At 64.7% G+C, this 21,556-nt stretch carries 14 protein-coding genes; 4 read left to right on the top strand and 10 right to left on the bottom strand.

What is annotated here, in order from left to right; all coding sequences use genetic code 11:
• Positions 1-58: 58 nt before the first annotated feature.
• The 3 genes from odhB to typA all read right to left on the bottom strand — a co-directional run bounded on the left by odhB (position 59) and on the right by typA (position 6,476).
• Complete coding sequence (gene odhB, locus DCN14_RS22390) at positions 59-1,333, bottom strand: 2-oxoglutarate dehydrogenase complex dihydrolipoyllysine-residue succinyltransferase (RefSeq protein WP_096506815.1); 1,275 nt, start codon at positions 1,331-1,333, stop codon at positions 59-61.
• A 135-nt stretch (positions 1,334-1,468) separates the two neighbouring features.
• Complete coding sequence (locus tag DCN14_RS22385) at positions 1,469-4,333, bottom strand: 2-oxoglutarate dehydrogenase E1 component (RefSeq protein ID WP_096506816.1); 2,865 nt, start codon at positions 4,331-4,333, stop codon at positions 1,469-1,471.
• A 316-nt stretch (positions 4,334-4,649) separates the two neighbouring features.
• Positions 4,650-6,476 carry a translational GTPase TypA gene (typA, locus tag DCN14_RS22375; protein ID WP_096506818.1) on the bottom strand — a complete coding sequence of 609 codons (1,827 nt, stop codon included), beginning with the start codon at positions 6,474-6,476 and terminating at the stop codon, positions 4,650-4,652.
• A gap of 326 nt (positions 6,477-6,802) precedes the next feature.
• Between typA and DCN14_RS22365 the strand changes: the two genes are divergently transcribed.
• The 4 genes from DCN14_RS22365 (at position 6,803) to DCN14_RS22350 (ending at position 11,744) form a co-directional block, all read left to right on the top strand.
• Positions 6,803-7,297 (top strand): MarR family transcriptional regulator, encoded by a 495-nt coding sequence (locus DCN14_RS22365; RefSeq protein ID WP_096506819.1) that lies wholly within the window; start codon positions 6,803-6,805, stop codon positions 7,295-7,297.
• A gap of 84 nt (positions 7,298-7,381) precedes the next feature.
• Positions 7,382-8,887 (top strand): efflux transporter outer membrane subunit, encoded by a 1,506-nt coding sequence (locus DCN14_RS22360; RefSeq protein ID WP_096506820.1) that lies wholly within the window; start codon positions 7,382-7,384, stop codon positions 8,885-8,887.
• Between the two features lie 52 nt (positions 8,888-8,939).
• Positions 8,940-10,157, top strand: coding sequence for an HlyD family efflux transporter periplasmic adaptor subunit (locus tag DCN14_RS22355; RefSeq protein WP_096506821.1), 1,218 nt, complete (start codon positions 8,940-8,942; stop codon positions 10,155-10,157).
• A gap of 27 nt (positions 10,158-10,184) precedes the next feature.
• Positions 10,185-11,744 carry a DHA2 family efflux MFS transporter permease subunit gene (locus DCN14_RS22350; RefSeq protein WP_096506822.1) on the top strand — a complete coding sequence of 520 codons (1,560 nt, stop codon included), beginning with the start codon at positions 10,185-10,187 and terminating at the stop codon, positions 11,742-11,744.
• A 101-nt stretch (positions 11,745-11,845) separates the two neighbouring features.
• Here the strand turns inward: DCN14_RS22350 and truB are convergent, their stop codons facing one another.
• From truB to scpB, 7 genes are all read right to left on the bottom strand, one after another.
• Complete coding sequence (truB, locus tag DCN14_RS22345) at positions 11,846-12,778, bottom strand: tRNA pseudouridine(55) synthase TruB (protein ID WP_096506823.1); 933 nt, start codon at positions 12,776-12,778, stop codon at positions 11,846-11,848.
• Positions 12,779-12,791: 13 nt separating this feature from the next.
• Positions 12,792-13,190, bottom strand: a complete 399-nt coding sequence (gene rbfA / locus DCN14_RS22340; RefSeq protein ID WP_096506824.1) for a 30S ribosome-binding factor RbfA — start codon at positions 13,188-13,190, stop codon at positions 12,792-12,794.
• A gap of 113 nt (positions 13,191-13,303) precedes the next feature.
• Positions 13,304-16,240, bottom strand: a complete 2,937-nt coding sequence (gene infB, locus DCN14_RS22335; RefSeq protein WP_096506825.1) for a translation initiation factor IF-2 — start codon at positions 16,238-16,240, stop codon at positions 13,304-13,306.
• Positions 16,241-16,331: 91 nt separating this feature from the next.
• Positions 16,332-17,807 (bottom strand): transcription termination factor NusA, encoded by a 1,476-nt coding sequence (nusA, locus tag DCN14_RS22330; protein ID WP_096506826.1) that lies wholly within the window; start codon positions 17,805-17,807, stop codon positions 16,332-16,334.
• Positions 17,807-18,265: a ribosome maturation factor RimP gene (gene rimP / locus DCN14_RS22325; RefSeq protein ID WP_096506827.1), complete on the bottom strand. Its 459-nt coding sequence runs from the start codon at positions 18,263-18,265 to the stop codon at positions 17,807-17,809. The genes nusA and rimP overlap by 1 nt, the downstream gene beginning before the upstream one ends.
• A gap of 400 nt (positions 18,266-18,665) precedes the next feature.
• The gene (gene rluB, locus DCN14_RS22320; protein ID WP_096506828.1) at positions 18,666-20,387 is read right to left on the bottom strand and encodes a 23S rRNA pseudouridine(2605) synthase RluB; all 1,722 of its coding nucleotides are present in this window, start codon (positions 20,385-20,387) and stop codon (positions 18,666-18,668) included.
• A 60-nt stretch (positions 20,388-20,447) separates the two neighbouring features.
• Positions 20,448-21,449, bottom strand: coding sequence for an SMC-Scp complex subunit ScpB (gene scpB, locus DCN14_RS22315; RefSeq protein ID WP_096506829.1), 1,002 nt, complete (start codon positions 21,447-21,449; stop codon positions 20,448-20,450).
• Positions 21,450-21,556: the final 107 nt, after the last annotated feature.

Below are 21,556 nucleotides of genomic sequence, written 5' to 3'. Positions count from 1 at the left end.
CCGCACGGCCGCGCATGTGCGCGAGCGTGCGGAGCGGGTCAATGCGGTGAAACTCGGCTTACAGGTCGAGCAGCAGGCGTGCCGGATCTTCCAGCGCATCCTTCATCGCGACGAGCGACAGCACCGCTTCGCGGCCGTCGATGATCCGGTGGTCGTACGACAGCGCCAGGTAGTTGATCGGACGGATCACGATCTGGCCGTTTTCGACAACCGGACGCTCCTTCGTCGCGTGCACGCCGAGGATCGCCGATTGCGGCGGGTTGATGATCGGGGTCGACAGCATCGAGCCGAACACGCCGCCGTTCGAGATCGAGAACGTACCGCCCGTCATTTCTTCGATCGACAGCTTGCCGTCCTTCGCCTTCTGGCCGAATTCGGCAATCTTCTTCTCGATTTCGGCGAGGCTCAGCTGATCCGCGTTGCGCAGGATCGGCACGACCAGACCGCGCGGCGAACCGACTGCAATACCGATGTCGAAGTAGCCGTGGTAGACGATGTCGTTACCGTCGATCGACGCGTTCACCAGCGGGAACTTCTTCAGCGCGTGCACGGCCGCCTTCACGAAGAACGACATGAAGCCGAGCTTCACGCCATGTTCCTTCTCGAACCGGTCCTTGTACTTCGAGCGCAGGTCCATGACCGGCTGCATGTTGACTTCGTTGAACGTCGTCAGGATCGCGTTGGTCTGCTGCGATTCGAGCAGACGCTCGGCGATACGCGCACGCAGACGCGACATCGGCACGCGCTGTTCCGGACGGTCGTTCAGCCACGTCGTTGCCGACGCCGGCACCTTCACTTCCGGCAGCGACGGCTTCGCAGCGGCGGTCTTCGCCGGTGCGGCGGCCGGCGCAGCCTTCGGTGCGCTGCCTGCGGACAGCGCGTCGCCCTTCGTGACGCGGCCGTCGCGGCCCGAACCCGCGACGTCGCCCGCCGACAGGCCCTTCTCGGCCAGCAGCTTCGCTGCGGCCGGCGATGCGGTTGCCGACGATGCGGTTGCAGCAGCCGGCTGGGCTGCCGGTGCGGCTGCAGCAGGTGCTGCCGCCGGCTTGACTTCGGCGGCGCCTGCCGCTGCTTCGGCCGCGCCGGCCTTCGCTTCGGTGTCGATCGTCGCGATGATCTGGTCGGCAACGACCGTGTCACCGTCGTTCTGCAGCACTTGCGTGAGCACGCCCGCTGCCGGTGCCGGCACTTCGAGCACGACCTTGTCGGTCTCGAGTTCGATCAGGATTTCGTCCTGCGCGACTGCTTCGCCCGGCTTCTTCTTCCACTGCAGCATGGTGGCTTCCGAAACCGACTCCGAAAGCTGGGGGACTTTGACTTCTACGATAGCCATGTGATTTTCCTGGATGCTTAATCTGGGTAATGACGAGGTTCGTGCGATTCCTTGGGCCGGTGCGGCGCGCAACGCGCCCGGCGGGCCAAAAGAGACGGGAAAGCGCGGCGCGCCTTCCCGTTTCGCTTCCGTCGGTTATTTCGCGATCGATGCGCTCTTCAGGCGGCCGAAAGCACCTTCGATGAGGGCCTTCTGCTGCTCGTAGTGCTTCGCGTAGTAGCCAACCGCCGGCGAGGCCGAAGCCGGACGGCCGCTGTATGCCAGCTTCTGCCCGTCCTTCATGCCTTCCTTCAGGTGGTGCTCGACGTAGAACCAGGGGCCCTGGTTCTGCGGCTCGTCCTGCACCCAGACCACTTCAGTCGCGTTCTCGTACTTCTTCATTTCGGCTTCGAACTGCTTGTGCGCGAACGGATACAGCTGCTCGATACGGATGATCGCGACGTCGTTCGCCTTCGCTTCGCGGCGGTGCGCGACGAGGTCGTAATACACGCGGCCCGAGCAAGCCAGCACGCGCTTGACCTTCTTCGCGTCGATGCCGCCGTCGGTTTCGCCCAGCACCGGCTGGAACGAACCCTTCGCGAGTTCCGACAGGTCCGACACCGCTTCCTTGTGGCGCAGCAGCGACTTCGGCGTTGCGACGATCAGCGGCTTGCGGAACAGACGAATCATCTGGCGACGCAGCAGGTGGAAAATCTGCGCCGGGGTCGTCGGCTGAACGACCTGCATGTTGTGGTCGGCACACAGTTGCAGGAAACGCTCGATACGGGTCGACGAGTGCTCCGGACCCTGGCCTTCGTAGCCGTGCGGCAGCAGCATCGTGAGACCCGACACGCGGCCCCACTTCACTTCGCCCGACGAGATGAACTGGTCGATCACGACCTGCGCGCCGTTCACGAAGTCGCCGAACTGCGCTTCCCACAGCACGAGCGTGTTCGGCTCGGCGGTCGAGTAACCGTATTCGAAGCCCAGCACCGCTTCTTCCGACAGCACCGAGTCGATCACCGTGAACTTCGCCTGGCCTTCAGCGATGTTCTGCAGCGGCACGTACGTGCCGTCGTTCCAGCGCTCGCGGTTCTGGTCGTGCAGCACCGCGTGACGGTGCGTGAACGTGCCGCGGCCCGAGTCCTGGCCCGTCAGACGCACCGAGTAGCCCGATGCGACGAGCGACGCGAATGCGAGGTGTTCGCCCATGCCCCAGTCGAGCGGCTGGTCGCCGCGCGCCATGTTGCGGCGGTCGTTGATCACGCGCTCGACGAGCGGGTGAACCTTGAAATTTTCCGGGACCGTCGTGATGCGTTCGCCGAGGCGCTTCAGTTCGGCGAGCGGCACGGCCGTATCGGCTGCGTCCGTCCACTTGCGGTTCAGGAACGGAACCCAGTCGACCGCGTACTTGCTCTTGTAGTTCGACAGGACCGGATCGACGGTGTGGTGGCCGTCGTCCATCGCCTTGCGGTACGCCTTCACGTAGCTGTCGGCGTCTTCCGCGGTGATCACGCCTTGCTGCACGAGCTTCTCGGCGTACAGCGCACGGGTGCCCGGGTGCTGCGCGATCTTCTTGTACATCAGCGGCTGCGTGACCGCCGGCGTGTCCTGCTCGTTGTGACCCAGCTTGCGGAAGCAGACGATGTCAATCACGACATCCTTGTGGAACTGCATCCGGTAGTCGATCGCGATCTGGATCGCGAGGACGACAGCTTCCGGATCATCGCCGTTCACGTGCAGCACCGGCGCTTCGATCATCTTGACCACGTCGGTACAGTACAGCGTCGAGCGCGCATCGCGCGGGTCCGACGTCGTGAAGCCGATCTGGTTGTTGATGACGATGTGCAGCGTGCCGTGCGTGCCGTAACCGCGCGTCTGCGCGAGGTTCAGCGTTTCCATCACGACGCCCTGGCCAGCGAAGGCCGCGTCGCCGTGGATCTGCACCGGCAGCACTTGCAGGCCGTCTTCGTCGCCGCGGCGGTCCATCCGCGCCTTCGCGGAACCTTCGACCACCGGGTTCACGATTTCGAGGTGCGACGGGTTGAACGCGAGCGACAGGTGGACCGGGCCGCCTTCGGTCGACACGTCCGACGAGAAGCCCTTGTGGTACTTCACGTCACCGGCCGGCAGGTCGTCGACGTGCTTGCCTTCGAATTCGGCGAACAGGTCGGCCGGCATCTTGCCCAGCGTGTTGACCAGCACGTTCAGGCGGCCGCGGTGAGCCATGCCGATGATGATTTCCTGCACGCCGCTCTTGCCCGCGTGCTGGACGACTTCGTCCATCGCCGCGATGAAGCTCTCGCCGCCTTCGAGCGAGAAGCGCTTCTGGCCGACGTACTTGGTGTGCAGGTAACGCTCGAGGCCTTCAGCGGCCGTCAGGCGGTTCAGGATGTGCTTTTTCTCGTCGGCCGAGAAATTCGGTGTCGCGCGGGTCGACTCCAGACGCTCCTGCCACCAGCGCTTCTGCTCCGGGTCGCTGATGTACATGTACTCGGCGCCGATCGTGCCGCAGTACGTGTCACGCAGGCCCTTGACGATATCGCGCAGCGAAGCCTGGTCGAAACCGAAATACAGGTTGCTCGCGCTGTACGTCTGGTCGAGGTCGCCTTCCGAGAAGTCGTAGAAAGCCGGTTCGAGTTCGGGAATGGCGGGACGTTCGCGACGCTTCAGCGGATCCAGATTGGCCCATTGCGAGCCGAGGAAGCGATATGCGCTGATCAGGGACTGGACGTGAACCTGCTTGCGCGCGGTTGCCAGGTTGCTGGTGCTTTCGCGCGGGATGAAGGCATTGGCCTTCGCACGCTCGGCGAACGATTCGACGATCGGAAAATGAGCGACGTCATTGGCGGTCGAGCCGTCGGTTGCAGGGACGTTCTGCAACGCGTCGAAATACTCACGCCAGTTCTCCGGCACCGATGCCGGATTGTTGAGGTATGCATCGTACAGTTCTTCAACGTACGAAGCATTGCCGCCGAACAGATAGGAGTTCAGCTGAAACTGCTTCATTACATCTGACATTTTACGCTCACCTTTCTTCGAGCTTCTCGAGAAATAGCGGGTTACTCAACCTTCCGCGACACGGCCTGACCGTTTAGCGGATTGCGAATCAAGTCTTGCTTGGAAGGACCTAAAACTTGCGTGCGCGCAGCATATCACAGAACCGATACCGAAGTTCACGACGAAATGTGCCTGAAAGCACCGCGCGACGGGGTTTTGCCCGATTGCAACGACCCGCGGGAACAGTGTTTTGCAGGCTGTCCGGTTGCGCATTGCGCAGATGCAAAAAAGGCCACCCGGAGGTGGCCTTTTTCGTCATGCACGGGAACGATCGAGCTTAGTCGACCGCGCCTTCGCGGCTCGCGCGACGACGCTCGTGTTCCTTCAGGAAGCGCTTGCGCAGACGGATCGACTGCGGCGTCACTTCGACGAGTTCGTCGTCGTCGATGAATTCGACCGCGTATTCGAGCGACATCTGGACCGGCGGCACGAGACGCACGGCTTCGTCGGTACCCGACGCGCGCACGTTCGTCAGCTGCTTGCCCTTGATCGGGTTCACGACGAGGTCGTTGTCGCGACTGTGGATGCCGATGATCATGCCCTCATACAGCGCGTCACCCGGCTTCACGAACATGCGGCCGCGGTCCTGCAGCTTCCACAGTGCGTAGGCCACGGCTGCGCCGTCGTCCTGCGAGATCAGCACGCCGTTGCGGCGCTCGAAGACCGAGCCGTCCTTGACCGGTGCGTACGAGTCGAAGATGTGGCTCATCAGGCCCGTACCGCGCGTGAGCGTCAGGAATTCGCTCTGGAAGCCGATCAGGCCACGCGCCGACATCTTGTACTCCAGACGCGTGCGGCCGCGGCCGTCCGATGCCATGTCGAGCATCTCGCCCTTGCGGCGGCCGAGCTCTTCCATCACGCCACCCTGGTGCTCGTCTTCGACGTCGACGGTCAGCAGTTCGTACGGCTCGTGCCGCACGCCGTCGATTTCCTGCATCACGACGCGCGGACGCGACACGGCCAGCTCGTAGCCTTCACGGCGCATGTTCTCGACGAGAATCGTCAGGTGCAGTTCGCCACGGCCCGACACTTCGAACACCGTTTCGTCGCCCGTGTCCTTCACGCGCAGCGCAACGTTGTGGTTCAGTTCCTTCATCAGACGATCGCGGATCTGGCGGCTCGTCACGAACTTGCCTTCGCGGCCGGCTAGCGGCGACGAGTTGACCAGGAAGTTCATCGTCAGCGTCGGCTCGTCGACGGTGATCATCGGCAGCGCTTCCGGCGTATCGACCGCGCAGATCGTCGCGCCGATGCCGACGTCTTCAATACCGTTGATCAGCACGATGTCGCCCGCTTCGGCCGATTCGACCTGCACGCGCTCGAGGCCCTTGAACGACAGCACCTGGTTGATCTTGCGGTTCAGCACGTCGCCTTCCGGGCCGAAGCGCATCACGACCGGCTGCCCCGGCTTGATGCGGCCACGCGTGATGCGGCCGACGCCGATCCGGCCGACGTACGTCGAAAAGTCGAGCGACGTGATCTGGAGCTGCAGCGGCGCTTCCGGATCGGCCGGGCGAACCGGCACGTGCGCGAGGATCGCCTCGAACAGCGGGCGCATGTCGCCTTCGCGGGCGGCCGGGTCGAGCGACGCGTAGCCGTTCAGGCCCGACGCATAGACGATCGGGAAGTCGAGCTGTTCCTCGGTCGCGCCGAGCTTGTCGAACAGGTCGAAGGTCTGGTTGATGACCCAGTCGATCCGCGCACCCGGACGGTCGATCTTGTTGACGACGACGATCGGCTTCAGGCCGAGCGCCAGCGCCTTCTTCGTGACGAAGCGCGTTTGCGGCATCGGGCCTTCGACGGCGTCGACGAGCAGCAGCACCGAGTCGACCATCGACAGCACGCGCTCCACTTCGCCACCGAAGTCCGCGTGCCCCGGCGTGTCGACGATGTTGATGTGCGTGCCTTCGTATTCGACCGCGCAGTTCTTCGCGAGAATCGTGATCCCGCGCTCTTTTTCGATGTCGTTCGAGTCCATCACGCGTTCGGCAATCTGCTGGTTCTCGCGGAAGGTGCCGGACTGGCGGAGCAGTTGGTCGACAAGCGTAGTCTTGCCGTGGTCGACGTGAGCGATGATGGCGATATTGCGAAGGGCGCGGGTCATAGAAACCTGGAAATCGTTGAACGCGCAAACGCGCACGCTCGTTCGACACGTGCGCGCGCATTGCAGCTTGGAAACCACAAATTATAGCACGTGCGAATGTCCGGAGCCGGACTGCCGCTGCGACGCAACAAACAGCGCGCCTCCGCCCCTTCCCTTGCGCGCTGCATCGACCGCCCGAAGCTGCCGCCAGCCGGCCGAAAACCCTTACCCCGACAAGGGAATTTTGGTCCGCGGCGCGCCCTCCCGGTCGGTTCGATTAACATTTGCCGCGGCAAGCAATTGTGCCTATACTGCTGCCTAGTCAACTATTGCAGCTTCAGGGTTTTATGTCGGATTCTCCTTCCCAACCGCCCGTTTCGCCGCTGTCTTCGTATCAGATGAACGACAGCGTCGGTTATTTGATGTCGCGCGTGAAGTCGGTCATGACCAACCTCGTCACGCAACGCACGCAGGAAGAGCTCGGCATCACCGGCACGCAGGCGAGCATGCTGTTCATGATCGCGGTCGGCAAATGCTCGACGGCCGCCGAACTCGCACGGGAATACGGAATCGACGCGAGCGCCGTCACCCGCCTGCTCGACCGCGTCGAGAAGCGCGGCCTGCTGTGCCGCGTGCGCAGCATCGAGGACCGGCGGGTCGTGCGTCTCGAACTGACCGACGAAGGCCGCGCGCTCGCCGAGCGGCTGCCGCCGGTGTTCCGCAGCGTCCTCGACGAACTGCTGGGCGGTTTTACGCCGGAGGAAGTCGGGTTCCTGAAGAGCATGCTGCGCCGCATTCTCAGCAACTATTGCGAGACGGCAGGTAGCAGCGTCACGGAATAGTTGCCATAACAATTACTTTTGACAGATTAATGTAAGGAAATCCTTGCAGTGTCCATCATTCATTCCGAGTCAGGGCTCAGCGCGATGAAATCCACTCCGTTGTCCGTGCGCGCCAGTTCGTGCCGCGCCGCCGTCGCCGCCGCGGTTGCCGCGCTGGCGCTGGCAGGCTGCGCGAACTACATCGGCATCAAGAGCGACAAGCAGATTGCGCCCGCGTCGCAATTCGAAACCACCCAGAGCCTGCCGGCCCAGGGCGGCCATTGGCCGGCGCTCGACTGGGCCAGCCAGTTCGGCGATCCGCAGCTGCCGCAGTTGATCGACGAGGCGCTCCAGGGCAACCCGTCGATCGCGCAGGCGCAGGCGCGCATCGCGAAAGCGTCGTCATACATCGAGACGTCGCGCTCCAACCTGATGCCCAAAGCCGAGGCCAGCTACTCGTGGACCCGCGAGCTGTATTCGTCGAATGCGCTGTTCCCGCCGCCGTACGGCGGTCAGTGGTACAGCGAGAACAATGCGCTCGCGAGCGCATCGTGGGATCTCGACCTGTGGGGCAAGAACCGCGAACGACTGCACACGGCCGTGTCGCAGGAAAAGGCCGCCGAAGCCGACATGCAGCAGGCGCGCATCACGCTCGCGTCGTCGGTCGCCCGCACCTACAACTCGCTCGCGCAACTCTATGCGTTGCGCGACATCGCCCAACGCGAGATCGCCAACCGCCAGACGGTCGGCAAGATCACCGACGGGCGCGTGTCGGCCGGCCTCGACACCAACGTGGAGCGCCAGACCGCACGCGGCAATATCGCGACGACCCAGGCGTCGCTGTCCGACCTCGACGGCCAGATCACGACGGTGCGCTACCAGCTCGCCGCCCTGCTCGGCAAGGGTCCGGACCGCGGGCTGCAAATCGCCGCGCCGGTGATGAACCCGACCGCCGATGTGGCGCTGCCCGGCAACCTGCCGGCCGATCTCGTGTCGCGCCGCCCCGACATCGTCGCCGCACGCTGGCAGGTCGAGGCCGCGATGCACGACGTGAAGGAAGCGAAGGCCGAATTCTTCCCGGACGTGAACCTCGCAGCCGGTTTCGGCTTCGATGCGTTCGGCTGGGGCAAATTCCTGAATTTCACAAGCCGCCAGGCGCAGTTCGGCCCGGCCATCCACCTGCCGATCTTCGATGCCGGCGCGCTGCGCGCGCAGCTCAAGGGCCGCTATGCGGACTTCGACCTGTCGGTCGCGAACTACAACCAGACGCTGATCAGCGCGCTGAACGATGTCGCGACGCAAGTTGCCTCGATCCGCGCGGTCGATCGTCAGATGGGCGACGCACAGCGCGCGCTCGACGCGTCGACGCGTGCGTACGACCTCGCCGTGATCCGCTACAAGGCCGGCCTGTCGCCGCAGCTCCAGGTGCTGACCGCGGACAGCAACCGCCTTGCATCGGAACAGACCGTGACCAACCTGAAGATGCGCCGGCGCGACATGCAGCTCGCGCTGATCAAGGCGCTCGGCGGCGGGTTCGACGCGACCGGCACGCGACTCGCCGCGCCCGACGCGACCGACACCGGCAAGCAGACACAACAGGCCGCCAACTGATCCGGCGCCACCACTACGCAGACACTCGAAATAACGGACGGAGAAAATCGCCATGAGCGACCCTCAACAAAACGCCGCCAGCGCACAGCCGCAGAACAACGGGAAGCGCAAACGGATGATGACGCTGCTGATCGCGGTCATCGTGATCGCGGCCATCGCGTACGGTCTGTACTACTTCCTCGTCGCGCGCTTCCATGAAGAGACCGACGACGCATACGTGAACGGCAACGTCGTGCAGATCACGCCGCAGGTCACGGGTACGGTGATCGCCGTGAAGGCCGACGATACGCAGACGGTCAAGGCCGGCGATCCGCTGGTCGTGCTCGATCCGGCCGATTCGCAAGTCGCGCTGCAGCAGGCCGAAGCAAACCTCGCGCAGACGGTGCGCCAGGTGCGCGGCCTGTTCGTCAACGACGACCAGTACCGTGCGCAAGTCGCGCTGCGCGACTCCGACCTGTCGAAGGCGCAGGACGACCTGCGTCGTCGCCTGGCCGTCGCGCAAACGGGCGCCGTGTCGCAGGAAGAGATCTCCCACGCACGCGACGCCGTGCGCGCCGCACAGGCCTCGGTCGACGCGGCCCAGCAGCAGCTCGCATCGAACCGCGCGCTGACCGCGAACACGACGATCGCATCGCACCCGAACGTGATGGCGGCCGCGGCAAAGGTGCGCGACGCGTACCTCGCGAACGCACGTAACGTGCTGCCCGCGCCGGTCACCGGCTATGTCGCGAAGCGCTCGGTGCAAGTCGGCCAGCGCGTGTCGCCGGGCAACCCGCTGATGTCGGTCGTGCCGCTGAACGCCGTGTGGGTCGATGCGAACTTCAAGGAAGTCCAGCTCAATCACATGCGCATCGGCCAGCCGGTCGAACTGACGGCCGACATCTACGGCTCGTCGATCGTGTACCACGGCAAGGTCGTCGGCTTCTCGGCCGGCACGGGCTCCGCGTTCTCGCTGCTGCCGGCGCAGAACGCGACGGGCAACTGGATCAAGGTCGTGCAGCGCCTGCCGGTGCGTATCGAAATCGATCCGAAGGATCTCGAGAAGCATCCGCTGCGCATCGGCCTGTCGATGCAGGTCGACGTCGACATCAAGGACGAACGCGGCGACCAGCTCGCAAACGCGCAGAACACGGTCTACGAGACCAACGTGTTCGCGAAGTACGGTGACGAAGCCGACGCCGAAATCGCTCGCATCATCGCGGCGAACGCCGGCGGCAACGCGGCGGCACCGGCCGCGGCGAAGTCGAACGGCACCGCCAAGATGATGTAACGGCTCGATTCCGGAAAAACTACCGACATGGCACAGGCTCCTGTCTCCCACCCGCCCTTGCAGGGCGGGCAACTCGTGCTCGGGACGATCGCGGTATCGCTCGCGGTGTTCATGAACGTGCTCGACACGTCCATCGCGAACGTCGCGATCCCGACCATCTCGGGCGACCTCGGCGTGTCTTCCGACCAGGGTACGTGGGTCATCACGTCGTTCGCGGTCGCGAACGCGATCTCGGTGCCACTGACGGGCTGGCTGACCGATCGCTTCGGACAGGTTCGCCTGTTCCTCGCGTCGATCATCCTGTTCGTCATCTCGTCGTGGATGTGCGGGCTGGCGCCGAGCCTGCCGTTCCTGCTCGCGTCGCGCGTGCTCCAGGGCGCGGTCGCCGGGCCGATGATTCCGCTGTCGCAATCGCTGCTGCTGTCGAGCTACCCCCGTGCGAAAGCGCCGATGGCGCTCGCCCTGTGGTCGATGACGACGCTGATCGCGCCGGTCGCGGGGCCGATCCTCGGCGGCTGGATCTCGGACAATTATTCGTGGCCGTGGATCTTCTACGTGAACATCCCCGTCGGCATCGCCGCTGCGCTTGCCACGTGGTCGATCTACCGTACGCGTGAGTCGACGGTGCGCCGCGCGCCGATCGACGGCGTCGGCCTCGCGCTGCTCGTGCTGTGGGTCGGCTCGCTGCAGATCATGCTCGACAAGGGCAAGGATCTCGACTGGTTCGCGTCGACCACGATCGTCGCGCTCGCGCTGATCGCGATCATCTCGTTCGCGTTCTTCGTGATCTGGGAACTGACCGCGGAACATCCGGTCGTCGACCTGTCGCTGTTCCGGATGCGGAACTTCACCGGCGGCACGATCGCGCTGGCGGTCGGCTACGGGCTCTACTTCGGCAACCTCGTGCTGTTGCCGCTGTGGCTGCAGACCCAGATCGGCTATACGGCAACCGACGCGGGTCTGGTGATGGCGCCCGTCGGGCTGTTCGCGATCCTGCTGTCGCCGCTGACCGGCAAGTTCCTGCCGCGCACCGACCCGCGCTACATCGCGACCGCCGCATTCCTGACGTTCGCGCTGTGCTTCTGGATGCGCTCGCTCTACACGACCGGCGTCGACGAGTGGTCACTGATGCTGCCGACGCTCGTGCAGGGCATCGCGATGGCCGGCTTCTTCATTCCGCTCGTATCGATCACGCTGTCCGGCCTGCCCGGCCACCGCATTCCCGCGGCGTCGGGCCTGTCGAACTTCGTGCGGATCATGTGCGGCGGCATCGGCACGTCGATCTTCCAGACCGCGTGGGATCATCGGAACAACTTCCACCACGCGCAACTGGTCGAGCAGACGAATCTGTACAACCCGACGTTCAACCAGGCCGTCACGCAGATGGGCAACCTCGGGCTCACGCCGGAGCAGGCGCATGGCCTGATCAACAACATGGCCACCCAGCAGGCTGCGCAACTCGGCGTGAACGATCTGTTCTACATTTCCGCGGCGATCTTCGTGCTGCTGATCGGACTGATCTGGATCACGAAACCCGAACGCGCGGGCGGCGGCGATGCGGGGGCGGCTGCGTCGGCTGCACACTGAGCCCCAGCTCAAGGCAACGCGCCAAACAAAAAGCCCGGTCGATTTCGACCGGGCTTTTTTCGTTTCGACGGGCTTCGACGACGGCGCTTGCGCGCGTCACATCACTCAGCCGTCACGACGAGACGTTCGGGTGCGAGCACGCCGTTGGCCTTGCGCGCCACGCCAAGCAGACGTCGGGCGTCGTACACGCGCACACGATCGCCTTCTGCCGCATCGATCGAATCGAGCGCCGACAGCGGCAAGCGCTGGCCGTGCAGGAAGCGCTTCGCGCTGGCTTCGTCGAGACGCACCAGCGGAAACGTCGACAGCAGCGCATCGACCGGCTGAAGCCACGCATCGCGTGCCGCTTCGGCGGCGTCGGACAGCATGTCGAGCGTCACCGCATGCTCGAGCGTCAGCGCGCCGACACCCGTGCGGCGCAGCATCGTCAGATGCGCACCGCAGCCGAGTGCTTCGCCGATATCTTCCGCGAGCGTACGCACGTACGTGCCCTTGCTGCAGGTCACACGAAACGTCACATCCGGCAGTTCGCAGGCGAGCAGATCGAGCGCATGGATCGTCACGTTGCGGCCTTCCCGCTCGACGGTCTGGCCCGCGCGCGCATATTCATACAGCGGCTTGCCGTCGCGCTTGAGCGCCGAATACATCGGCGGCACCTGCACGATCTCGCCGGTAAAGCGCGCAAGCGCTGCTTCCACCGCCGCGAGGTCGCATTCGACGGCACGCGTGTCGAGCACGTCGCCTTCCGCGTCGCCGGTCGTCGTGCGCACGCCGAGATGCATCGTCGCTTCGTAGGTCTTGTCGGCTTCGAGCAAGTCCTGCGAGAACTTCGTCGCCTCGCCGAAGCACAGCGGCAACAGGCCCGAGGCCAGCGGATCGAGCGTGCCGGTATGACCGGCCTTCTTCGCGAGAAGCAGGCGCTTGGCGCGAATCAATGCGTCGCTGCTCGACAAACCGACCGGCTTGTCGAGCAGAAGGACGCCGTCCAGCGCGCGCCGCGGCACGCGTGGACGCTGGTTTGCTGCAGTCGTCATAGGGCGCGCGAGCTCAGTCGTCCTTCGCGGACGCGTCGGCTTCGTCGTCGTCCTTCGCGCGTGTCGAGTTGGCTTCCTTGATCAGGCGCGACATCTCCACCGCCTTTTCGATCGTCTGATCGTAGTGGAAATGCAGCGTCGGCACGGTATGAATGTGCAGGCGCTTGAACAGCAGGTTGTGCAGGTGACCCGACGCGTGGTTCAGCGCTTCCTGCGTCTTGTCCGGATCGCCGGTGAGCGCCGTGAAATAGACCTTCGCGTGTGCGTAGTCCGGCGTGAGCTCGACGCTCTGGATGGTCACGATGCCGATCCGCGGGTCTTTGACCTCGCGCATGATGAGTTCGGACAGATCGCGCTGAATCTGGTCGGCAATCTGAACGTTGCGATTGGGGGAAGTACGTTTCCTGGACATGATCGATCCGTGATCCGTTTATCAGGATAAAGCGGCGCGCCGTTGGCACGCCACCATGAAAATGGGCGGGACAGGCCCAAGCCTGCCCCGCCCCATGAGCCGATACGCGACGATTACAGCGTACGTGCGACTTCGGTCACTTCGAATACTTCGAACTGGTCGCCTTCGGTGACGTCGTTGAAGTTCTTCACCGACATACCGCACTCGAAGCCTTGCTTGACTTCCTTCACGTCGTCCTTGAAGCGCTTCAGCGATTCGAGTTCGCCCGTGAAGATCACGACGTTGTTGCGCAGCACGCGAACCGACGACGAGCGCTTGACGATACCGTCGGTGACCATACAGCCAGCGACCGTACCGATCTTCGGCACCTTGAACACCTGGCGCACCTCGACCATACCGGTGATGACTTCGCGCTTCTCCGGCGCCAGCATGCCCGACATCGCCGCCTTCACCTCATCCACTGCGTCATAGATGATGTTGTAGTAGCGGATGTCGATACCGTTCGACTCGGCCAGCTTGCGCGCCTGTGCATCCGCACGCGTGTTGAAGCCGATGATGACCGCCTTCGATGCCGTTGCCAGGTTGACGTCGTTTTCGCTGATGCCGCCCACCGCGCTGTGCACGATCTGCACACGCACTTCGTCGGTCGACAGCTTGAGCAGCGACTGCACGAGTGCTTCCTGCGAGCCCTGCACGTCCGCCTTGATGATGAGCGGCAGGTTCTGCACTTCGCCTTCGCCCATCTGCTCGAGCATGCTTTCCAGCTTCGCGGCCTGCTGCTTCGCCAGCTTGACGTCGCGGAACTTGCCTTGACGGAACAGCGCGATTTCGCGCGCCTTGCGCTCGTCCGGCAGCACGATCACTTCCTCGCCTGCACCCGGCACTTCCGACAGACCCTGGATTTCGACCGGGATCGACGGGCCGGCTTCCTTCGTCGGCTTGCCGTTCTCGTCGAGCATCGCACGCACGCGGCCATAAGCCGTGCCTGCCAGCACGATGTCGCCACGGTTCAGCGTACCGGACTGCACCAGGATCGTCGCGACCGGGCCCTTGCCCTTGTCGAGCTTCGCTTCGATCACGATGCCCTTGGCCGGTGCTTCGATCGGTGCCTTCAGTTCCAGCACCTCCGCTTGCAGCAGCACGTTCTCGAGCAGGTCGTCGATACCGGCGCCCGTCTTTGCCGACACCGGCACGAACGGCGAATCGCCACCGTATTCTTCCGGCACGACGCCTTCCGCGACCAGTTCCTGCTTGACACGGTCCGGGTTCGCTTCCGGCTTGTCGATCTTGTTGATCGCCACGACGATCGGCACGCCACCCGCCTTCGCGTGAGCGATAGCTTCCTTCGTCTGCGGCATCACGCCGTCGTCGGCCGCCACCACCAGCACCACGATGTCGGTCGCCTTCGCGCCGCGTGCACGCATTGCCGTGAACGCCTCGTGACCCGGCGTATCGAGGAACGTGATGACGCCACGCGGCGTGTCGACGTGGTAAGCGCCGATGTGCTGCGTAATGCCGCCCGCTTCGCCCGCTGCAACCTTCGCGCGGCGGATGTGATCGAGCAGCGAGGTCTTGCCGTGGTCGACGTGACCCATCACCGTGACGACCGGCGGACGCGGCAATTGCTCTGCGTCGGTGCTGGTCTCGCCTTCGACCAGCAGCGCTTCCGGATCGTCCAGCTTCGCGGCAACCGCGCGGTGGCCCAGTTCTTCGACGACGATCATCGCCGTTTCCTGGTCCAGCACCTGGTTGATGGTGACCATCTGGCCCATCTTCATCATCACCTTGATGACTTCCGAGGCCTTGATCGACATCTTGTGCGCAAGATCGGCAACCGAAACGGTTTCCGGCACGTGCACTTCACGCACGATCGGTTCGGTCGGTGCCTGGAACGTCGACGAGCTGTCCTGGTGACGGCCACGACCCTTCGGGCCGCCGCGCCAGCCGCGGTCGACACCGCCGCTCGAATCGCCACGCGTCTTGATGCCGCGGCGCTTCGCTGCGTCGTCCTGCCAGCCGCCCTTGCCGCCGCCCGGCTTCTTGTTGCGATCTCCCGCACCTGCCGGAGCCTGCGTCGTCGCCGGCGCTGCACCTGCCGGCTTCTTCACGGCCGGACGTGCTTGCGCGCCCGCGCCAGCCGGCTTGGCCGGCTTGTGCAGCGTGCCCTTCGCTTCGGCCGGCTTCGGCGGTTCCACCGGCTTCGGCGGTTCGACTGCCTTGACCACTGCCTTGCGCGGCGTGTTCATCATTTCGCGGATCGCGCGCGCTTCGGCTTCTGCCGCCGCGCGACGCTTGCTGATTTCTTCCTGCTCGGCGCGCGCCTTGTCCGCCGCTTCGCGGGCAGCGTCTTCGGCCTTCTTCGCCGCTTCGCGCTGTGCCGCACGTTCTGCGGCCGCGCGTGCTTCGTCCTGTGCGGCCGGCGCCGGCGCGGCCGGTGCAGCGGCTGCTTCCTGCTTGGCCTCGACGGCCTGCTGAGCAGCAGCCTGCTGTGCTGCGGCGGCTTCGGCCGCGGCACGCTTCGCCGCCGCCTCTTCCTCGGCGCGACGACGCTCGGCTTCAGCCGCTTCCTCGCGGGCGCGACGCTCGGCTTCCTCGCGCTCGAGGCGTTCCTGACGCTCGCGCAGTTCCTGCGCCTGCTTCTCGAGCAGCTCGGCCTCGCGGCGCGCCTCTTCCTCGCGACGCTTCAGTTCCGCGTCGTCGTCCGCTTCGGCGACCTGCGCCTGACCCTGTTCCGCACCCTCGCTCACTTCGTCGCGCTTGACGAACGTGCGCTTCTTGCGGACCTCGACCTGAATGGTGCGAGCCTTGCCCGTCGCGTCAGATTGCTTGATCTCCGACGTATGCTTGCGGGTCAGCGTGATCTTGCGCTTGTCGCCGTCGGTTGCGCCGTGCGACTTGCGCAAATGATCGAGCAGACGCGCCTTGTCCGCTTCGGACAGCGCATCGTCTTCACTCGCTTTCTGGACGCCCGCTGCCTGCAGCTGCTCGAGCAGCACACCAGCAGGCATTTTCAGTTCCGCGGCAAATTGGGCTACGTTGTTACTCGCCATTCATTCCTCTTAGTGCAAGGACCGATTCCTTGCTGTTAGCATCGGGTCAGGCCATACGGCCGCCATCAAATCAGTGCGCCATGGTCATTTCTCACTGGAACCAATGTTCACGTGCTTTCATGATCAACGCCTTAGCGGCATCCTCTTCCATTCCGGTCATGTCGACCAGTTCATCCACAGCCAGCTCGGCGAGATCGTCGCGCGTCTGCATGCCGTGTTCGGCCAGCTTCGCGAGCAACTCCGGCGTGACGCCGTCGAGGCCCTTCAAATCCAGCGCTGCATTCTCGACCTTTTCTTCGTTCGCGATCGCCATCGTCAGCAATGCGTCGCGTGCGCGGTTGCGCAGCTCATGCACGGTGTCCTCATCGAATGCCTCGATTTCGAGCATTTCGTTGAGCGGCACATAAGCGATTTCTTCGAGACTCGTGAAGCCTTCGTCGATCAGGATATCGGCAACTTCTTCGTCGACATCGAGACGCGCCATGAACAGCGCACGCAGGCGGTCGCGTTCCTCACCCTGCTTCAGGGCGGACTCGTCCGGCGTCATGATGTTGATCTGCCAGCCGGTCAGTTCGCCGGCAAGGCGAACGTTCTGACCGCTGCGGCCGATCGCGACAGCCAGCTCGTTCTCGTCGACGACGACGTCCATCGAGTGCTTTTCTTCATCGACGACGATCGACTGGACAGCTGCCGGCGCGAGCGCGCCGATCACGAACTGGGCGGGATCCTCCGACCATAGCACGATGTCGATGTTTTCGCCACCAAGCTCGTTGCGCACGGCCTGCACGCGCGAGCCGCGGATGCCGACACAGGTGCCGATCGGATCGATCCGCTTGTCGTAGGCGATCACGCCGATCTTCGCGCGCACGCCCGGATCGCGAGCGGCCGCCTTGATCTCGAGCAGGCCCTGCTCGATTTCCGGCACTTCCATCTCGAACAGCTTCATCAGGAATTCCGGCGCCGTACGCGACAGTTCGATCTGCGGGCCGCGCGCGGTGCGGTCGACCTTCGCGATGTACGCGCGCACGCGGTCGCCCACGCGCAAGTTTTCCTTCGGGATCAGCTGGTCGCGGCGCAGCAGCGCTTCGACACGGCCCGATTCGACGATGAAATTGCCCTTGTCGAGGCGCTTCACCGTCCCCGTCATGATCTTTTCGCCGCGCTCGAGGTAGTCGTTCAGGATCTGCTCGCGCTCTGCATCGCGCACCTTCTGCAGGATCACCTGCTTCGCAGCCTGCGCGCCGATACGGCCGAACTCGATCGACGGCACCGGCTCCTCGATGAATTCGCCGACTTCGACGTCGGACTTCTGCTCACGCGCTTCGAACAGCAGGATCTCGCGATCCGGCTCCTGCAAGCCCGCCTCGTCGGGTACGACGAGCCAGCGACGGAAGGTTTCGTGCTCGCCGCTTTCGCGATCGATATGGACGCGGATTTCGGCGCCTTCGTCGAACAGCTTCTTGGACGCGGACGCGAGCGCAGCCTCGAGGGCGCCCAGCACCACATCCTTGTCGACGTTTTTCTCGCGCGCCAGCGCATCCACCAGCATCAACACTTCGCGACTCATTATTTGCGGCTCCTAAAGTCAACTTGCGGAATCAGGCGGGCTTTATCGATATCGGCCAGCGTGAAATCCAGCATGGCTGCCTCGCCCTTCTCCCTCTCAAATTCCAAACCGATCGTTTCGCCATTCGGCGCGTGCAGAATGCCCCGGTACGTCTTGCGCCCGTCCAGCGGCTTTTTCAAGGTCACGGAAGCTTCACTGCCGGCGAAGCGCTCGAAGTCGGCCAGTTTCTTCAACGGGCGGTCGAGCCCCGGGGACGAGACTTCAAGCCGTTCGTAATCGATGTTTTCGACCGTCAAGACGTGCTGGAGCTGACGCGTGACCTTTTCGCAATCTTCGAGCGAGATGCCGGCAAGCTGATCGATATAGATGCAAAGCATGCCGCGCCCGGTGCGCTCAAGATCCACCAGCTCGTAGCCGAGCCCGGTGACCGTGGTTTCTATCAGTTCCGTCAGTTGCACAGTGTCCTCTCAGGTGTTCGCGCCCGCCGCTCGCGATTCACCCGCGGGCGCGCGCCTTAGCCGGCGCAGGAAGCGCTACCCGAGATGCCTAACCGTTTCAGCAAAAAAAAATGGGCGGAACGCCCATCTTCTTACTGGTGGTCGCACCTGAGCCGCACATTGAATCCGTACGCCCAGCGACTCCGCGATTATAGCGATTTTTGGCGCAAACGCCAAGCCAGCCGGTAAAAGCGGCGCCCAGCCCGCCTTTACCGACCAAAAATGCGAAACCGGACCGTCCGACGAAGCGGAACAATCCGGCTGCGCGACATATATACAGTCGGCGACGTACCGACAAAACCGAAACGACGTCGATTCCGTCGGCACACCACGGCTTCACACCACGGTACGCCAGAAGCGCTCAGCGGCCGCGCGAGCGATTGCGCTGCGGACGCTGCTGACCGCCGCGCGCGCCGCCACCACCACCGTTACCGGCGCCTTCGGCGCGATTGCCGTTCGGATTGCGGTTGCCACCCTTGCTGCCACCGCGCTTGCCGCCGGCACCTTCACGCTTCGGACCGGCGCCATACGACGCGCGGTTGCCGTCGACATCGCGACCGCCGCCCGAGCGATTGCCGTAACCCGACGGCGAAACCGGCAGGCTGCCGTAACCGCTCAGACCCGGCAGGCCCGGGCCGCCGCGACGGCCACCGCCGCCGCGACGCGGCTGATCGAGCTGGCCATGCGTCGTCAACACCGGCTCACGGCCGATGAAGCCCATCGACGTCTGCATCGGATCCGGCTGGCGGCGCTCGGCCTGACCACCCGCACCGCGCTTGCCCTTTTCCTCGGCCGGCGCCTTCAGGCCGACAGTCGCCATCAGCTTGCGCACCTGCGCCTCGTCGAGCTCTTCCCAGCGACCGCGCTTCAGGCCGCGCGGCAGCGGAATCGGGCCGTGGCGCGTACGGATCAGGCGGCTCACCATCAGGCCGGCCGCCTCGAACATCCGGCGCACTTCGCGGTTGCGGCCTTCGGCCAGCGCGACGTGATACCAGTGGTTCGTGCCCTCGCCGCCGCCATCGCGGATGCGCAGGAAGTTTGCCGGGCCGTCATCGAGTTCGACACCGTGCAGCAGCTTCTGCCGCATGCCTTCGGACAGTTCACCGACGACGCGCACCGCATATTCGCGCTCGACGCTGTAGCGCGGATGCATGAAGCGGTTCGCGAGATCGCCCGAAGTCGTCAGCATCAGCAGACCTTCGGTATTGAAATCGAGACGGCCGACCGCGAGCCATTTCGCCGTCTTCATCGGCGGCAGGCGGTCGAACACCGACGGACGGCCTTCTGGGTCCGCATGGCTGACGATCTCGCCGGTCGGCTTGTGGTACAGCAGCACGCGCGGCGGCTTGTTCGGCAGCTTGCGCTTGACCGGCTTGCCGTTGATCCGGACCTGGTCGGTCGGCATGATGCGCTGGCCAATGTGCGCAGGCTCGCCGTTCACCGACACGCGGCCGGCGACGATCAGTTCTTCCATTTCGCGACGCGAGCCCATGCCCGCTTCCGCGAGCACCTTGTGAAGCTTCGGCGCGTCGTCGTCCGGCGACAGCACGCGCTTGTTCGTCGGCTGACTCCGGCCGCGGCGCAGCATCGGCGCACGCACGCCGCTACCGCCCGCCGCGTTGTCCGCGTCGAATGCCGGCGACGTCACATAGGCGAACAGGTCGTCCTGCGACGCCTCGCCGTCGGCCTTCGCTGCGCCGCTTTCGGCTTTCGCCGCACCGCCGCGCCGCCCCTGGCCGCCTTGCGCGCCCTGAGTACCCTTGGCTGCGCCTTCGCGCTTGCCGGCCGGCTTGCGCGCGCCTCGGGCCGCACCTTCCTTGCGCGGTGCCCGGGCGGGCTGCTGCGCTTCCGCGGTTTCGGCCGGCTGCGCTTCTTCGCCTTCGCCGCCCTGCGGCTCGCCGTCGGCGCCCTTCGACTTGGCCGCCGCGCGGCGACGTGCGATCAGGCTGCGCGGGCCGCGTCGCAGACCGCGGCGGGGACGCTCGTCACCACCCGCGGCCGGAGCGTCCTGCTCCGGCGCATCGTCGGCACGCGCAGCCTGCACGGCAGGCGCGGACGATTCAATATCGTGGATATCTGTCAAAACAACCTCAAAATGTCAGGTCTCGCGCCCGGCGGGGGCGCGGCAAGAAGTCGGCCGCGATCAGGCGCGGCGCTGTTCGGGTTCTGCTTCGTCGTCCGGCAGCACGTCGGCGCCGATGGGCGCGCTGGCACTGCGTACGGCATCGGCAAGACTGTCGGACGTATCGTCCAGCATCTCGCCGTCCGCTGGACGGGAGCGCGAGGCGTCGGCCTGACCGGCCTTGTCCGGCATGTCGCCGGCCGCTTCCGCTCCATCTCCGGCAACCGCGTCGGCGGCCGGCTTGCGATCTTCCTCGTTCCATTCCGCGCGCAGCGGCTCGGGCTGCACGCCGGCCGGCGCTGCTTCGGCGCCGCCCTGTTCCGTTTGCCCGCGATCGACGTCCAGCGTATCGCGGTTCGGCATTTCCTGCGTCGCCGCGACGTCGGTCGCGACAGCGTTCGACTGCTCATCGGCCGCCACTTCGCCCGCTTCCGACAGACCGTCGGCAACCGGCGCATCGCCGTCGAAGTCCATCGCCTGCTGCGCGAGCAGCGCGGCCTCGATGTTCGCGGCTGGCTCCTCGAGCGCAGGCAGGTCGTCGAGCGCCTTCAGGCCGAGATCGTCGAGGAACTGCTTGGTCGTCGCGTACAGCGCCGGGCGCCCCGGCACGTCGCGATGCCCGATCACTTCGATCCAGCCGCGATCCTCGAGCTGCTTGACCACCTGCGTATTGACCGTGACGCCGCGAATCTCCTCGATGTCGCCGCGCGTGACGGGTTGCCGATACGCGATGATCGCGAGCGTTTCGAGCACCGCGCGCGAATATTTCGGCGGTTTCTCGGGATGCAGGCGATCCAGAAAATGGCGCATCGCCGGTTTGCTCTGAAAACGCCACCCGGTTGCCAGCGCCACCAGTTCGACGCCGCGACCGGACCAATCCTGTTTCAGATCTTCGAGCAACGTGCGGACCGTGTCAGCCGACACGCCGTCGGCAAAGAGCTTGCGCAAATCACCGAGCTTCAGCGGTTCCTGCGCGCAGATCAAAGCAGTCTCGAGGACGATCTTCGCCTCTTGGGTATTCATGCAGCTAGGCCAGACCCTGTGGTCAAACGAACCGGATCAACAAACAGACGAAAGGAACGGAAGACGCGCTCGCCCGATTCTGATCGGTCATATTGATGGGAGCACGA

This window comes from Burkholderia sp. IDO3, assembly GCF_003366075.1.
Lineage (GTDB): Bacteria > Pseudomonadota > Gammaproteobacteria > Burkholderiales > Burkholderiaceae > Burkholderia > Burkholderia anthina.
Note: the sequence above shows the minus strand (reverse complement) of the source record. Positions and strands in the feature narration are given on the sequence as shown.

Excerpts from the sequence above, each read along its gene's own strand:
- scpB (WP_096506829.1), bottom strand. The coding sequence starts at position 21,449 with ATGAATACCCAAGAGGCGAAGATCGTCCTCGAGACTGCTTTGATCTGC.
- rbfA (WP_096506824.1), bottom strand. The coding sequence starts at position 13,190 with ATGTCCAGGAAACGTACTTCCCCCAATCGCAACGTTCAGATTGCCGAC.
- DCN14_RS22355 (WP_096506821.1), top strand. The coding sequence starts at position 8,940 with ATGAGCGACCCTCAACAAAACGCCGCCAGCGCACAGCCGCAGAACAAC.
- DCN14_RS22385 (WP_096506816.1), bottom strand. The coding sequence starts at position 4,333 with ATGTCAGATGTAATGAAGCAGTTTCAGCTGAACTCCTATCTGTTCGGC.
- nusA (WP_096506826.1), bottom strand. The coding sequence starts at position 17,807 with ATGAGTCGCGAAGTGTTGATGCTGGTGGATGCGCTGGCGCGCGAGAAA.
- DCN14_RS22365 (WP_096506819.1), top strand. The coding sequence starts at position 6,803 with ATGTCGGATTCTCCTTCCCAACCGCCCGTTTCGCCGCTGTCTTCGTAT.
- odhB (WP_096506815.1), bottom strand. The coding sequence starts at position 1,333 with ATGGCTATCGTAGAAGTCAAAGTCCCCCAGCTTTCGGAGTCGGTTTCG.
- truB (WP_096506823.1), bottom strand. The coding sequence starts at position 12,778 with ATGACGACTGCAGCAAACCAGCGTCCACGCGTGCCGCGGCGCGCGCTG.
- infB (WP_096506825.1), bottom strand. The coding sequence starts at position 16,240 with ATGGCGAGTAACAACGTAGCCCAATTTGCCGCGGAACTGAAAATGCCT.
- DCN14_RS22350 (WP_096506822.1), top strand. The coding sequence starts at position 10,185 with ATGGCACAGGCTCCTGTCTCCCACCCGCCCTTGCAGGGCGGGCAACTC.
- typA (WP_096506818.1), bottom strand. The coding sequence starts at position 6,476 with ATGACCCGCGCCCTTCGCAATATCGCCATCATCGCTCACGTCGACCAC.
- DCN14_RS22360 (WP_096506820.1), top strand. The coding sequence starts at position 7,382 with ATGAAATCCACTCCGTTGTCCGTGCGCGCCAGTTCGTGCCGCGCCGCC.